Origin of the sequence: Staphylococcus cohnii species complex 1663 (genome assembly GCF_041008415.1) — a bacterium.
Taxonomy (GTDB): Bacteria; Bacillota; Bacilli; order Staphylococcales; family Staphylococcaceae; genus Staphylococcus; species Staphylococcus ureilyticus.
The window spans coordinates 261,322-276,229 of record NZ_JBFDVL010000001.1 but is presented as its reverse complement, the minus strand read 5'-3'; the positions used below and the strand labels follow the sequence as shown (position 1 = coordinate 276,229).

The following is a 14,908-nucleotide window of genomic DNA, read 5'->3' as shown; positions in this document are numbered from 1 at the left end:
TTACAAGATAACTTAACGTCATTTAATTGAAAAAAATTTACCTAGTATGCTAAAATCAATTAAAGACTTTACAAATCTATAATAACTCTAAAAATACAAAAAGAAAATCTATTCTAAAGGATGATGAGCTTGAATCAATCTCAATTTAATCAAATAGCACAAAATTATGATAATGACGAAAGAATTAAGTTAACTAAAACGATCTCTTCCGAATTAAATTTACTGTTTAAAAAAGCTACGTATGATTCGTTATTAGATTACGGTGGTGGCACTGGGCTTGTCGCATTCGATATCACACATCATTTCAATCACATTACTATTTTAGATGCATCACCTAAAATGGTTGAAATATGTAATGCCAAAATTAAATCATTAAATAAAACAAACATTAAAGCCATTGAAGGCGATTTACTAGCTCCAAACAAAACAAAACTTCACCAATCATATGATGTGATATTACTTTCACTTGTACTACTTCATAGTGGAAATTACATGGCGTTACTACAACAATTAGCTACTCAATTAAATCGTAATGGCATACTGATCATAGTAGACTTCGATAAAAATGAAAATGTTAGTCACCCGAATATATATAATGGATTCGAACAAAAGGATATCCACAAAGCATTACGTAAAATAGGACTTTCAAATATAAATAGCCATACTTTTTATCAAGGCAAAAATATATTTATGAACAAAGATGCGAGTCTGTTTTTAGCATCTGGGCAGTTAACCTAATCTCTCTGAAATGTATAATTATACAAACTATAATGTATATTATTTGTATAGTTATTCAAAATCAGTAATTACTTTTTTAATTAACTTAACAACAAAAAAACTACTGTTTTCTAACACTTTACGTGTGAAACAGTAGCTTTTTTGTTAAGTATATGTTTATTTAAAAATATGTTTATTAACCAAAGAATCCAGCGATGAAGTCTGCACCTTTAGCTACTACATCCGCAATGCTAGTTCCCATATTTACCCAGTCGTGATCTAAACCTGATTTTACTGCATTTGAAATTGCTTCTACGATACCTGACATAATGTAAGCACTCCTTTAAATTGATTTAATTAGTTATTTGAAAATTACGCGAAAGTGTCAACTAAAGTTTTGATTAATTTAATGATACCACCGATAATATCTGCAATCATCATGTCAATACACCCCTTTACTTGTTTGTGTAATTACATTGTATGCTAATTAATAATTTAAATGTTAAATTTTTCTCAATTCGTATAGTTAAGTTCCTAACTGTCTTAAATTAATAAAAAAAGTACAGTTAGGCAAAATACATACGTATATCGATATCACTTTTAGAGATATCAACCATCTCATTTTGTAATTTTACACTAAGACTAGTTGCTATTAGACTTGAAATAAATACTTGGCAAATATTAAATTTGTTTCAACTAAGGAGAGATGGAAATGGGAAAACATTACGATGTCATCGTTGTCGGTGCCGGTTCTATGGGTATGTCAGCTGGATACTATTTGGCAAAAAGTGGATGGGATACTTTAATGATAGATGCTTTTGACCCACCACATGAAAATGGTAGTCATAGTGGTGACACAAGATTAATAAGGCATGCTTGTGGAGAAGGTTTAGCGTATGTACCTATTGCTTTGAGAGCACAAGAACTTTGGAATGAACTTCAAAAACAAACAAATGAACGGATATTTTTAAATACTGGTGTCATTACTTTTGGCCCAAGCGATTCATTGTTTGTACAAACCGCAATCAATGGTGCTCAACAATATAATCTAAATACTGAAACTTTATCAGCTAAACAAATTAACGACACTTGGCCAGGTATTACAATACCTGATTGCCAAATTGGTTGTTATGAACCTGAGGCCGGAGTGCTATTTTCTCAAAACTGTATCCGCGCATTTAAACGACTTGCTTTAAATCATGGTGCTGAATTAAAAACCAATGCGCCAGTCATGAATATTGATATTTTTAATGACTCAGTCGAAGTTCAAACCAATTCCGAAACATTCACCGCAAATAAATTAATTATCACTGGTGGTGCTTGGAATAAAAAAATTTTAGATGATTTAGATTTAAAACTTCAACTCCAACCTTCTAGACAAACGATTGCGTGGTTTGATTCCAACGATATTTTGTATAAGTCAGATGGGTTTCCGGGCTTTTTTGCCGACGTCCCAAGTGGTGTATATTATGGATTCCCTTCTATTGATGGCACTGGTTTAAAAATTGGACGTTACAATAATGGAGACCCTATCGACCCAACTTATTACAATAAATCATTTGGGTCTTATGAAAAAGACGAAAACGATATTAGTGGTTTTTTGAACCAATACATGCAACAAGCGAACGGAAATATTAATGTTGGTAAAACGTGTATGTTTATAAATACATTAGACGAACACTTTGTGATAGATAAACATCCCGAACATGAACATATTGTCGTTGCTGCTGGTTTTTCAGGACATGGCTATAAATTTTCAAGTGCAGTCGGAGAAATATTATATGAATTAACCACTAAAGGTAAATCCAAACAGGATATATCACTGTTTAAAATAACACGTCCAAGTTTACAACCTGAAAATAAAGACAAAGTTTTTAATAAAGCTAGGGGGGTTTGAACATGACACAATCAAATTTAGAATTCTTACAATCTCTCATCAATGTTGATAGCACCAACCCACCTGCTAATGAAAATAACGTTGTAAAACTTTTTAAACAACGGTGTGCGTCTCGAAACATTCCTTTTAGCATTACAAATTTAAGTGATAATAGAAGCAATTTTTCAGTAACTTTAAAATCCAAGCAGCCAAACGCTAGCAAACTCATATTATCCGGCCATACCGACACTGTAAAGATAGGTGCACAAAAATGGGATTATGACCCTTTTAAAGGTGATATTGATCGTGGAAAATTATATGGAAGAGGAACAACAGATATGAAAAGTGGCTTGGCCGCTTTATATCTCGCATTAGAATCCTTAATTGAGGAAAACTGTGAATTAAAGAAAGATATCGAATTTTTAGCCACTGCAGGAGAGGAAGTAGATTCAATAGGTGCGGAACATTACGTCAAAAACACAAATATGGATAATGTCACTGCTATCATTATAGCTGAACCCACGACTGAGAAAGTTGCAATTGGACATAAGGGCGCATTATGGATAGAAGTCACTTTGACTGGTAAAACTGCACACGGCGCGATGCCAGAACAAGGTATTAATGCAGTTGAAGGCATAAACAAAGTCATTCAATTGATAAATGATTTAAAAGAAGAATGGTCAGAAGAAACTGCAGCATTAGGTAAAAGTAGTATCTCTGCAAATATGGTCAATGGTGGTATTCAAACGAACGTGATACCTGATAAATGTGTATTAAATGTTGATATACGAACAGTAACACCGAATATTCATAACAAGCTGTATAAGCAATTTAATCAACGTTTAAACCAAATATTTTCTGATGGGAACGCCCCAAAAGTAAGCACAAAAATATTGCTTGATCGCGCTACGATTCTAACTGATGAGAACACTGAAATTATTCAAAAAGCCATAGATACTTCTAAAGAAAATGATATTACTGGAATGGCTTATTACACCGATGGCTCTGTGCTAAACCCTAATAGCAACATTCCTACATTAATTTATGGACCTGGAATAGAAACATTAGCACATCAACCCAACGAATATGTAGAAATCGAAGCATTTGAACGATCTATAGACTTCTTCAAAACTTTAATTAAAAAATATGCAACATAATAAGACTGCCGTCATAGCGACGGCAGTGCTTTTTTTCAGCATAAAAGAAAAGGTTTCATGTATAATAGCCTCAAACGAAAAGTCGGGTGATCTTATGGAAATCAAAGATTTTAAAATTTTTCAAAGTGTTAGTCAACATCAAAGTATCAGTAAGGCTGCTAAATCACTTAATTATGTGCAATCCCATGTTACATTTCGTATAAAACAGTTAGAGCAAGAACTCAACACACAACTTTTTTTACGTCATAATAAAGGTACAACCTTGACGGCAGATGGTGAAAAATTCCAAACGTATGTTGAAAAAATTTTAGCAACATTAAATGAAATAGAACGTGATTTTGACAAACAAGAACCATCTAACGGTAAAATTGATATCGGGATTGTCGAAACGATTACTAAATTACCTATGCTATTATCAATGTTTCGAAAAAAATCGCCACAAATTTCTCTATCATTACATACTGATGTTACTGCCAATATTTCTAAAAAAATAGTCAATCAAAACTTGGATTGTGGATTTGTCACAGGCTTCAAACATCATCATAATATAAATAAAGTAGAGTTATTTAAAGAAAAACTTGTGTTAATATCCAGTACAGAGATGACGCAATTACAAGATATAACATCCGCTGTATTTTTGGTGTTTAAAAATGGATGTAATTATAGAAGAAATCTTGAAGCCTGGTTAAAATCCGAAAATATTAAAAAGCCCTTACTTGTAGAATTTGGTACGATGGAAACAATTATTGGTAGTGTTAAATCTGGTATCGGTATCAGTTTAGTTCCAAAATCATCCGTACAAAATGACTTAGAAAACGGTTCATTGTATAGTTATCAATTGCCTGATAACTATAGTAATATCTCAACGGATTTTATTTGGAATAAAAATTATCATTTAAGCCCTGCTATGACTCATTTTATTCAAACTATCAAATCTGTTGCGCTTGAATACTAAAAATAAACAGTAGTGTATACTTTTAGTATTATAAAATGTTAATGATAAACCTTCATATTGTATAAAGTGTTTACGCGTTATGACATTGATTGAAGCACTTGACTTTTTTCTTCTTCGGTTAAAAAGGCATATTGAACTGCACGCTTATTAATGTATTTAATCTGGTTTATATTTATTAACTGATGTTTTAATAACAACGTATATTCTTCATTTAATGAAGTTTGTGTCACCATACGATTATCTGTATTGATAATAAAAGGTATATCGTTTTTTAATAAGTAGGGGATGTTTATTTGTGACAATGTCTCTATAGCCTTGGTTTGCAAATTACTTTTAGGACATATTTCTAACAATACATCCTTCGCTTTAACTTCCTTTAATACAGCTTCATCTAAGTTAGCAGCAACACCATGACCAATACGCTTAGCCCCTATTTTTATCGTTTCTAAAACATTATGTATACAACCACACTCACCTGCATGGAGTGTTAAATTCATACCTTTTTCTAATCCGTATTGAATCGTATCTTGAATTTCATATGGAGGAAATCCTACTTCAGGCCCCGCAAAATCTATACCACATATTTTTTCACTATTATATATAGACACATCATCAAATAGTTGTTTATTCACAGATGATGCATGCTGCCTCATTGCGCAAATGAGTAAATTCACCTTCATATGCAATGTGTCTTGTATGATATTAACCCCCGCTTCTACAGCTTTTAATACATCTAAAAGCGTCATACCCTGTTCCATATGTAGCAACGGTGCAAAGCGAATCTCTATATATTTAACATTATCCTCATAAGCTTGTTGCGCAACATCTACAATTGCTCGCTTTAGGCTATCTGCTGTTTGTAATACTTTTAATACTTCATCAAAACACTTCAAATACGCTTCTAAACTTTCACAATCTTCATGCACCGTAAGACAATCCTCGTTTAAAGGTATGCGTTGTTCTTGTGCCAATTGTCGAATTAAATGTTTACTGACTGAACCATCTAAATGACAATGTAATTCTATTTTAGGAATATCCTTTATACTTTGATCCATTTTAGTAAATGTCCCTACCTTTATATTGTATTCATTACGTTTAAAACGCCAATCAGATAAATTTGATTTACTTAATATAACACTTTAATTTTCACTTTACTATAAAACATATAAGTATCATTGATACTGTTTGCTTATCTACAAAACAATATATAATAACGATTGTTAAATAGAAACACACTTATTTAAATATAAAAAAAGGGTGAAATCAAACTTGTCATTTGATTTCGTAGCCCTGTTTATCAATGCATATATAATTTATAATTGATGATAATAACCTAGTATTATTAGTGATACACCTATGCCAATAAAACATATTACCATAATTGTGACCATCACTTTCAATTCTACAAAAAAATGTTTTCTACTTTGGCCTAAACGCACAAGTAACAATCCGCACGATACTACTAAAATAAATATAATAAATAATATTATGGCAATGATATTTAATATCTCCATTCGATTGCCCCTTCAATTTTTTATTATTAAACTTAAATGTCATCGATATACTGATGTTTTTGTAAATAATCCATAATTTTGGATACTGATGCTTCCACAGAAAGTGTTTCTGTATCTAATGTAATCTCTGGTTGTGTAGGTGCTTCATACGGCGCATTTACTCCAGTAAATTCTGCGATTTCACCACTTCTTACTTTTTTATATAAACCTTTCGGGTCTCTATTTTCACATTCTGATAGACTACATTGCGTATAAACTTCTATAAAATCATCTGTATCTAATAAATGGCGTACTGCTTCTCTATCTGATTTATAAGGAGAGATGAAAGCTGTGACTGTTATCAAACCTGCATCTACCATCAATTTACTAACTTCACCTATACGTCTTATATTTTCTTTACGATCTTCAGGTGAAAATCCTAGATTTCGATTCAATCCATGTCTAACATTATCTCCATCTAAACGATATGTATGGATTTGGTGATTAAACAATGCTTTTTCAAGTTCTACAGATATCGTTGATTTTCCTGAGCCAGAAAGTCCTGTAAACCAAATAACTGCACTCTTATGTTGATTACGCTGTAATCTTTCATCCTTGGTAACCTCTGAAGCATGCCATGTTATATTTTTAGATTCTCCCATTACTACATCTACACTCCTTTATTTCTGTTCTTTCAATCCATTTATAAGGACTTGAGCTACTTCTGGTCTCGAAAATTCTTTCGGTAGCGATTCTCCCTTTTTCAATTTTTCACGAACTTTCGTACCACTTAAATGTAAATGTTCTGAAGCATCATGTGGGCACGTTTTTGCTGTAGCCATATTTTCACACGTTTTACAATAAAAGGCGTGTTCGAATTTTAATATTTGTATACCTAATTCTGCTTCGTATTTAGAAATCAGTTCTTGCGCTTCATAGGTGCCGTAATAATCACCTACGCCTGCATGATCACGTCCAACAATAAAGTGTGTACATCCATAGTTTTTACGTACTGTAGCATGTAATATCGCTTCTCTAGGTCCTGCATATCTCATTGCAGCAGGGTAAATAACTAAACGCGTTTTATTTTCCGGGTAATAATTTTCTAATATAACTTTGTAACTTTCCATACGCACTGATGCTGGAATATCGTCAGATTTTGTTTCACCTACTAAAGGATTCAACAACAAGCCATCCACTGCTTCTAAGGCTGCTTTTTGAATATATTCATGTGCGCGATGTACTGGGTTTCTAGTTTGAAAACCTACCACAGTTTGCCATCCTAAGTCTGTAAAGAGTTGTCTTGTTTCTTTAGGGTCTAAATGATAATCCACAAATTCGTCGTGTTTAGGTCTGTTTAATAAATAAATTGGGCCTGCGAGATACACATCTCCTTTTTCATAGACCTTTTTGACACCAGGATGATCAACATCCGTAGTTCCGTATACAAGTTGCGCTTCTTTTTGTTTGTCATACGTATACTTTTCTTCTAAGTCAATCACACCATATAAAACACCATCTTCACCATACAAAGCAACACGAGAGCCGATATTCAAATTTTGAGATTGTTCTGTTGTCACAGGTAATGTGATTGGGATACTCCAAACCAAACCATTTTCTAAGTGTATGTCTTCAACAACTTTAGAATAATCAGCTTCATTCATAAATCCTGTCAATGGACTAAAGCCACCGATTGCAATTAATTCCAAATCTGATAAACTCCAAGGATTTAATGTGATAGATGCGAGTGTTTCAGCTTCTTTAAGCAATTGTTCTCGCGTTGCACCGTGCACCTCTCTATTGATAAGTGAACCACCATGAGGTTGGATGGTAGATTGTTCTTTTTCGTTTATTAATGACATGTCGTCACACTCCTTAATGAATTAATCTAATTTATTTACATTTGTTTCATCTTTAAAAGTAGCAAATGGTAATTTATTATTTTGGTATAAAGCATACAGAATTAATCCGAACCAAATCACAATCAATGCAATTTTTATTGTGATTGATAAAGCATGATTGATTTCAACAACACTAATCAGTGAATTTGTATTTGTGAAAATAATCAATCCACTCACACAAACAGCTAAAATATTCATCGGTAACAGTCTAACTAACCATGCTGCAAATGGTGCTGCAATCATACCACCGACACTTAATGATACGACAAGCCACCAATTAATTTGGCTCCAGCCAAGAAAAATAATAAAGCTTAGAGACGCAGACACCGTTACGAAAAACTCACTTGCGGATACCGTACCAATCGCATACCTAGGTTCTAATTTCTTTTGAGCAAGTATCAATGGCGTATTGACTGGTCCCCAGCCTCCACCGCCAATTGAATCTAAAAATCCTGCCACTGCACCTTGTGGTATTAACACAAGTCGAGATGTCTTTTCATTCGCTTTCGATAATGGTTTTTCTTTGGTAAATAAAAATTGGTATAAAATATAGAGTCCCATTGATAACAAGAAAATAGCGATAAATGGTTTAATAAAATCACTGTGTATATGACTCAATATAGCAGCACCAATAAATGCTGTTATCGCTCCAGGAATCGCTAATTTGATCATCGTAGGTTTATGTACGTTTTCAAATTTCCAGTGCGACGTTCCTGACGCAGCTGTAGTAGCAATTTCTGAAAAATGAATTGTAGCTGATACGATTGCTGGCGCCACACCAAATGTCAATAATATCGAAGAAGACGATGCGCCAAACCCCATGCCTAATGAACCATCAATTAACTGAGCGAGAAAACCAGCCAGTGCAAAAACAAATAATTTATACATATGATGTCCCCCTTTCCTTTCAATTTATTCCAGCGCTGATAACCACTTTCTAATTTCATTTTGCTTACTTATTTTTAAATATTTTTCATTTAAGATTTGCTTCAAAAACCGTTCTTTTTCCTCAGGTGAAAGTGAGCTACGTTTAACTTGTTGCCTACATTCATATAGGAAATCAACATAATCACCATATGCACTATTAAAATGTTGTTGTAACTCAGCTAAAATTTGGCTTGTCAGTTTAGGACTGGCGCCTTGTGTTGAAACACTAATCATTAACTTTCCACGTCGTAATATACTTGGAATGAATACATCGCCAGCTAACGCTTGACCCGCCATATTAATTAATGCCCTGTCTGGCTTGGCTTGTAATATGGATTGATTTACGTCTGTATCGTTCGTCGCAGCAATAATTAAATCCGCGTCTTGCACATCACTACTTTCAAATGTTTTATTCCGCCATTGAATGACTTGTTTATCAACAAGATGTTCTAAGCTATTTGTTAGCGTGGGACTAATAATTTGAATTTGTTTTGTATATGTTTTTAAAACATTGACACGTCTTTCAGCTATTTTTCCGCCACCTATAACAACGATTTGTTTTTGTGAAATATCAACCACTAAAGGGATGTAAGACATGATGTCACTCCTCAGATAAGTACTTTCAACTTTGATAAAAATGACTAAACTGTATCAAACGTCTCTTCAACACGTTCTTTTAATGCAATTTGTAATTGCTCGTGATGGCTTAGATGAGCTGCTAAAATAATGTCACTTTTTAATTGGTATGCACTCACAACATCAGCGATATGTTGGTCTAAAATACCTGTAAACCAGATATACGGTAAAATAAATATTTGCGAATGACCTGCGTTTACTAAACGGTCCAACGCACCTTCAAATAGCGGTTCACAAGCTGCCAAATAACACACTTCTATGCTTTGAGAAGGAAACATTTCTGATAATTGTGACTTTATTATCGAAAAATCTTTCTTCGTTTGTGGATTATAACTACCTCTGCCAATAACTAATAATTTAGCGTCAGCATTAGGCGTGATTTCACGCTCTTCTAAACGTTGTTTAAGAATTTCAGTTAATCGTTTTTGTACACCCAAAGGCTTACCGTAATTGATTTTTATGTTGGGAAATTGAGTTTTAATACGTTCAATCTCTACAGGTATATCTTTGTAGTAATGACCTGCGCTAAGCAGTAATACAGGGATCACGGAAATTTCAGTTGCACCTTGATGCACTAATTTCCTAAAACCTTCAGATATATCTGGGTCTGCAAGTTCTAAAAAACATGTTTCTTGTAAAGGAATATTAACTTTTGCTTGAACACGCTCAATCAATGACGTTGCTTCTTCAACTGCTTCTGCTACACGGCTACCATGACTAACATATAAGACGCCTTGCATATAATTATCCCTCCAGCCACTGTTATGTGAGTTGTGTTAATAATTCATTTTTATATGTTTCCTCAAACCAACTAATGCGGTTACGCAATTTCACGACTTCACCCACAATAATCATCGCTGGGTTTTCAACATCTTTTGCACCGTGGACAATGGTTTCTAATGTGCCAACAACGGTTTTTTGTAATTTAGAAGTACCCATATGTACAAGCGCTACTGGCGTATTTTTATTACGCCCATTTTTAGTTAGCAACTCAACAATTTCTGGCAGCTTTTTAACGCCCATATAGATACATAACGTTTCCGGCCCTAAAGCTAGATGTCTCCAGTATTCATCCTTGTCAATTTCCTTGTTGATAACACCCGTAACAAATGCAACAGAAGAGCTGTAATCTCGATGTGTTACAGGGATACCTGCGTATGCAGGTGCTGCAATACCTGCAGTTATACCTGGTACGATTTCAAATGAAATATTATTGGCGGCTAATACTTCTGCTTCCTCGCCGCCTCTGCCATAAACGAAAGGATCTCCACCTTTCAAACGTGTAATCGTGTGACCTTCTTGAGCCAAATCAACGAGTAGTTGGTTAGTATCTACTTGCGAAACAGATTTATCGTTAGGATTTTTACCACAATATATTAACTGCGCAGTTATAGATGCGTACTCCAATAACTCAGGATTAACTAAACGGTCGTATAAAATAATGTCAGCCGTTTCAATCGATTTTTTACCTTTAACTGTAATTAAATCAGGATCACCAGGTCCTGCGCCTACTAAAAAAACTTTTCCCATCCTGACACCACCTTTTTAATTGATTAACTATGGAATAATTGGCCGTCTGTGACTGCTTCAACAATCCCTGCTCTGACTACAAAATTACCAAAGCGTTCACCATCTGTTCTTTCTTGTGCATATTGCAATAAAATGGGTCTCAAACTTTCTAATATTTCTGCTTCATCAATATTTTCTTTATACAATTTATTTAAACGATCACCAGCGAAACCGCCACCTAGGTACATATTGTACTTACCTGGTGCTTTACCAATAAATGCAATTTCAGCTAATGCCGGACGCGCACAACCGTTAGGGCATCCCGTCATTCTAATAGTTATTTCTTCTTCATTTAAGCCCGCTTCATCTAACAAGCTTTCTATTTTGGTAATTAATGAAGGTAAATACCGTTCAGATTCTGCCATTGCTAAACCACAAGTAGGAAAAGCGACACAAGCCATGGAATTTTTCCGCAACCCAGTATAATGTTCACCATCTGTTAAACCATATTGCTTTATGAGTGCTTCAATTTCTGGCTTTTTCTCTGTTTCAACATTCGCAATTACTAAATTTTGGTTAGGTGAAAGTCTAAAATCTCCAGTATGTACTTCAGCAATCGCTCTTAACGCTGTTTTCAATTTATATTCTTCCGTATCTTTAACACGTCCATTTTGAATAAATAAAGTGAAATGATGCTTACCACTGCCCTCAGTCCAACCATATCGATCACCATTATCTTCAAAGTGAAATGCACGCTTGGACTCTAATTCCCAACCTAAACGACGATTCAGTTCATCCGTGATCCATGCTACCCCTTTGCGATCCACAGTATATTTAAAACGTGCATTCGTTCTATCTTCACGATTTCCATAATCTCTCTGAATCGTAAGGATTTTTTCACAAACATCAATGACCTGTGATTTTGGGAAATAGCCAATCAATCGTCCAACTTGTGGGTACGTCGCAGTATTTCCATGTTTCATACCCATGCCGCCACCAACTGTGAGATTAAATCCAACTAATTCACCGTCTTCAATGATTGAAATTAACCCGATATCTTGTGAAAATACGTCGATATCATTAGAGGGTGGGACTGCAATACCAATTTTAAATTTACGTGGCAAATAGGTTTTGCCATACATTGGTTCTGGTTCTTGATCACTCGTATCTAACACTTTCTCTCCGTCTAACCAAATTTCATGGTAAGCCTGTGTTTTAGGTGAAAGGTGACGGCTAATATCACTCGCAATCTGATTAATTTTCGCATGCACATCAGATTGATAAGGGTTAGGGTTACACATCACATTACGATTAACATCTCCACATGCTGCAAGCGTGTCTAATAAAGATTGGTTTATATCAAACATCGTTTGTTTTAAATTTCTTTTTAAAATCCCATGGAATTGAAACGCTTGTCTCGTCGTTAATTTAATCGTTTGATTTGCATATTGATTCGCGATATCATCCATCGCAATCCATTGTTCTGGAGTCGAAGCACCGCCCGGAGCACGCACTCTTATCATGAAACTGTATGCAGGCTCTAACTTCTGTCTACGGCGTTCATCGCGAAGATCTCTGTCATCTTGCATATAACTCCCATGAAACTTTAATAATTTAGTATCTTCTTCTGAAATAGCACCTGTAATTCTATCTGCTAATCCTTCAACAATTGTGCCACGAAGGTAGTTACTATCAGCTTTGATACGTTCCATCTCATCAAGTTTTTGAGAAAAATTTAAATTTGACTCTGTCACGTGATCAGCTCCTTTTCTAATAAACGTCTCTTTGATATCGTTTGTCTTTTTTCATTTGTGTCAAATAAGTCTCAGCTTCTTCCTCTGACATATTACCTTCTTTAACTAAGACCTGATGTATCGCTTTATGTACATCTTTAGCCATATTTTGTTCATCGCCACATACATATAAAGATGCACCGTTTTTTAACCACTCATAAAAAGTTTCACTTTGTTCCACAATCTTATGTTGAACATAAACTTTTTCATCCGTATCTCTTGAAAATGCTAAGTCCAACTTACTCAGCACACCTTCTTTAAGCCAATCTTGCCATTCTGTTTGATATAAAAAGTCTGTTGTAAAATGCTGTTCTCCAAAGAACAACCATGTTTGTCCTGATAAATCTAACTCTTCACGTGCTTGTAAATAAGATCTAAAAGGTGCGACACCTGTTCCAGGGCCAATCATAATGACGGGTGTAGCTTCATCGAATGGAAATTTAAAATTCGGGTTTTTCTTTAGATATACAGATATAGATGTGCCAGGTTCCATGCGTTCAGCTAATTGAACTGAACAAACACCTTGGCGCTCACGTTGGTGTGCTTGATATCTTACAGCGCCTACAGTGATATGAACTTCATCAGGATTTGCTTCATAACTGCTCGCTATAGAATATTCTCTAGGTGGTAATTTTCTTAAAAATTGATATAGCACCTCAGGGGCCAGGTTTTCTGGTTTAAAGTCTTGAATTAAATCAATTAAATCTCGACCATAAACATAAGATTTAACCCACGCTTGATCTAAGACGTTTTCTGCCAACGCTTCATTTCCAAACAACTCAGCTGCTTTTTGTAGTAGTGGTTTAGTTAATTTAGTAATTTCAAAATGATGTTGTAGTGCATCCTTTAATGAAAGCACATCGCCTTTGTCATTGATTGGTATTTCTGTTTGAGCATCCCAATCTAATTTATCCAGTAAGACTTCTACTAGTTTTTCATCATTTTCTGGAATCACTACCAAGCAATCACCTGGCTCATAGTCTTCACCATAATCTTCAAATTGTAATTCAATATGTCTAACTTCTTTATTAGAGCCTCTACCATTCAAGTTAATATTTTCTAATATTTCAGCTTCATAAGGTTGTGTTTTTGAATATCGTTTTTCATTTGTCAATTGTACCGCGTTCGTTGTTGTCACCTTTTCTTCACTCAATGAGGCTTCGCTTAACTGTTCAATAATTTGATCCATCCAAGATTCAGCCATATCATCAAAATCCAAGTCACAATCTCCTCTATCTACTAAGCGGGAAGCTCCTAAATCTTCTAGACGTGCATCAAAGTCCTTACCTGTTTGACAGAAGAATTCATATGATGCGTCCCCGAGTGATAAAACTGAAAAACGTGCACCTTCTAACTTAGGTGCTTTTCTACCATGTAAAAATTCGTGAAAGCTAATGGCATTATCGGGCGGATTTCCTTCACCATGAGTAGAAGAAATAATAAATAAATCTTCTACTTTTTTTAAATCTTTTGTTTTATAATCACCCATTGCACTCAATTTCACATTGAAATTTAGTTCGACAAGACGATCAGCTAACTTTTCAGCCAAACCTTGTGCATTACCAGTTTCTGAACCATACAATACAGTGATATGTCTCTCACTATTTGAAGTGTTTTCTTTATTTAATACAAACTGAGCTACTTCCGATGGTGTTTCTTGTTTTGTAGTAACACTTTGTAAATTTGCAGTTAAATAACCGCTTAACCAAACTTGCTGCTCAATCGTAAGATTTTGAATAATTTGGTTTAGTTGTGTGGCTTGATTTTCATCAAATGGACTATTTATTACGGATAAGTTCACAACCATTTCACCTCATTTTAATTTTTTATTTAACAATCATTTTGTTTAAACTCACTCAACAATTGACGCCCTACTCTTTTCAGAAAAATTTTTAACCATCACCTAAGATTATTTTGTTTAATCACCCTTTAGATTTATCTATC

General features: G+C 34.5%; 15 protein-coding genes. 4 read left to right on the top strand and 11 right to left on the bottom strand.

What is annotated here, in order from left to right:
• Positions 1–129 precede the first annotated feature (129 nt).
• Complete coding sequence (locus AB1J10_RS01205; protein WP_224395912.1) at positions 130–738, top strand: class I SAM-dependent methyltransferase; 609 nt, start codon at positions 130–132, stop codon at positions 736–738.
• A 175-nt stretch (positions 739–913) separates the two neighbouring features.
• Here AB1J10_RS01205 and AB1J10_RS01200 read toward each other — a convergent pair whose 3' ends face one another.
• On the bottom strand, positions 914–1,045 hold the full coding sequence (locus tag AB1J10_RS01200; RefSeq protein WP_046207113.1) for a beta-class phenol-soluble modulin: 132 nt from the start codon (positions 1,043–1,045) through the stop codon (positions 914–916).
• 384 nt (positions 1,046–1,429) lie between these two features.
• Here AB1J10_RS01200 and solA point away from each other — a divergent pair, with 384 nt between their 5' ends.
• The 3 genes from solA (at position 1,430) to AB1J10_RS01185 (ending at position 4,705) form a co-directional block, all read left to right on the top strand.
• The gene (gene solA, locus AB1J10_RS01195) at positions 1,430–2,614 is read left to right on the top strand and encodes an N-methyl-L-tryptophan oxidase (protein ID WP_224395911.1); all 1,185 of its coding nucleotides are present in this window, start codon (positions 1,430–1,432) and stop codon (positions 2,612–2,614) included.
• A gap of 2 nt (positions 2,615–2,616) precedes the next feature.
• Positions 2,617–3,750: a M20 family metallopeptidase gene (locus AB1J10_RS01190; protein WP_224395910.1), complete on the top strand. Its 1,134-nt coding sequence runs from the start codon at positions 2,617–2,619 to the stop codon at positions 3,748–3,750.
• A gap of 94 nt (positions 3,751–3,844) precedes the next feature.
• Positions 3,845–4,705, top strand: coding sequence for a LysR family transcriptional regulator (locus AB1J10_RS01185; RefSeq protein ID WP_369002974.1), 861 nt, complete (start codon positions 3,845–3,847; stop codon positions 4,703–4,705).
• A gap of 77 nt (positions 4,706–4,782) precedes the next feature.
• On the opposite strand, the gene add is transcribed toward AB1J10_RS01185, so the two are convergent.
• From add to AB1J10_RS01135, 10 genes are all read right to left on the bottom strand, one after another.
• Positions 4,783–5,760 (bottom strand): adenosine deaminase, encoded by a 978-nt coding sequence (add, locus tag AB1J10_RS01180; protein WP_107384188.1) that lies wholly within the window; start codon positions 5,758–5,760, stop codon positions 4,783–4,785.
• 258 nt (positions 5,761–6,018) lie between these two features.
• Positions 6,019–6,219 (bottom strand): hypothetical protein, encoded by a 201-nt coding sequence (locus AB1J10_RS01175; RefSeq protein ID WP_107384187.1) that lies wholly within the window; start codon positions 6,217–6,219, stop codon positions 6,019–6,021.
• 32 nt (positions 6,220–6,251) lie between these two features.
• Positions 6,252–6,860, bottom strand: a complete 609-nt coding sequence (cysC, locus tag AB1J10_RS01170; RefSeq protein ID WP_107384186.1) for an adenylyl-sulfate kinase — start codon at positions 6,858–6,860, stop codon at positions 6,252–6,254.
• Between the two features lie 18 nt (positions 6,861–6,878).
• Positions 6,879–8,060 (bottom strand): sulfate adenylyltransferase, encoded by a 1,182-nt coding sequence (gene sat / locus AB1J10_RS01165; protein WP_369002973.1) that lies wholly within the window; start codon positions 8,058–8,060, stop codon positions 6,879–6,881.
• 21 nt (positions 8,061–8,081) lie between these two features.
• Entirely contained in the window at positions 8,082–8,987 is a 906-nt protein-coding gene (locus AB1J10_RS01160; protein ID WP_019469811.1) for a sulfite exporter TauE/SafE family protein, read from the bottom strand.
• Positions 8,988–9,011: 24 nt separating this feature from the next.
• A complete protein-coding gene (locus AB1J10_RS01155; protein WP_369002972.1) occupies positions 9,012–9,623 on the bottom strand; it encodes an NAD(P)-binding protein in 612 nt (203 codons plus the stop codon).
• A 44-nt stretch (positions 9,624–9,667) separates the two neighbouring features.
• Positions 9,668–10,402: a sirohydrochlorin chelatase gene (locus tag AB1J10_RS01150; RefSeq protein WP_224395906.1), complete on the bottom strand. Its 735-nt coding sequence runs from the start codon at positions 10,400–10,402 to the stop codon at positions 9,668–9,670.
• Positions 10,403–10,424: 22 nt separating this feature from the next.
• Entirely contained in the window at positions 10,425–11,192 is a 768-nt protein-coding gene (gene cobA / locus AB1J10_RS01145) for a uroporphyrinogen-III C-methyltransferase (RefSeq protein ID WP_224395905.1), read from the bottom strand.
• A 23-nt stretch (positions 11,193–11,215) separates the two neighbouring features.
• Positions 11,216–12,925, bottom strand: coding sequence for an NADPH-dependent assimilatory sulfite reductase hemoprotein subunit (locus AB1J10_RS01140; RefSeq protein WP_224395904.1), 1,710 nt, complete (start codon positions 12,923–12,925; stop codon positions 11,216–11,218).
• Between the two features lie 16 nt (positions 12,926–12,941).
• On the bottom strand, positions 12,942–14,765 hold the full coding sequence (locus AB1J10_RS01135; RefSeq protein WP_369002971.1) for an assimilatory sulfite reductase (NADPH) flavoprotein subunit: 1,824 nt from the start codon (positions 14,763–14,765) through the stop codon (positions 12,942–12,944).
• Positions 14,766–14,908: the final 143 nt, after the last annotated feature.

Excerpts from the sequence above, each read along its gene's own strand:
- AB1J10_RS01200 (WP_046207113.1), bottom strand. The coding sequence starts at position 1,045 with ATGTCAGGTATCGTAGAAGCAATTTCAAATGCAGTAAAATCAGGTTTA.
- solA (WP_224395911.1), top strand. The coding sequence starts at position 1,430 with ATGGGAAAACATTACGATGTCATCGTTGTCGGTGCCGGTTCTATGGGT.
- AB1J10_RS01190 (WP_224395910.1), top strand. The coding sequence starts at position 2,617 with ATGACACAATCAAATTTAGAATTCTTACAATCTCTCATCAATGTTGAT.
- AB1J10_RS01185 (WP_369002974.1), top strand. The coding sequence starts at position 3,845 with ATGGAAATCAAAGATTTTAAAATTTTTCAAAGTGTTAGTCAACATCAA.
- add (WP_107384188.1), bottom strand. The coding sequence starts at position 5,760 with ATGGATCAAAGTATAAAGGATATTCCTAAAATAGAATTACATTGTCAT.
- AB1J10_RS01175 (WP_107384187.1), bottom strand. The coding sequence starts at position 6,219 with ATGGAGATATTAAATATCATTGCCATAATATTATTTATTATATTTATT.
- cysC (WP_107384186.1), bottom strand. The coding sequence starts at position 6,860 with ATGGGAGAATCTAAAAATATAACATGGCATGCTTCAGAGGTTACCAAG.
- sat (WP_369002973.1), bottom strand. The coding sequence starts at position 8,060 with ATGTCATTAATAAACGAAAAAGAACAATCTACCATCCAACCTCATGGT.
- AB1J10_RS01160 (WP_019469811.1), bottom strand. The coding sequence starts at position 8,987 with ATGTATAAATTATTTGTTTTTGCACTGGCTGGTTTTCTCGCTCAGTTA.
- AB1J10_RS01155 (WP_369002972.1), bottom strand. The coding sequence starts at position 9,623 with ATGTCTTACATCCCTTTAGTGGTTGATATTTCACAAAAACAAATCGTT.
- AB1J10_RS01150 (WP_224395906.1), bottom strand. The coding sequence starts at position 10,402 with ATGCAAGGCGTCTTATATGTTAGTCATGGTAGCCGTGTAGCAGAAGCA.
- cobA (WP_224395905.1), bottom strand. The coding sequence starts at position 11,192 with ATGGGAAAAGTTTTTTTAGTAGGCGCAGGACCTGGTGATCCTGATTTA.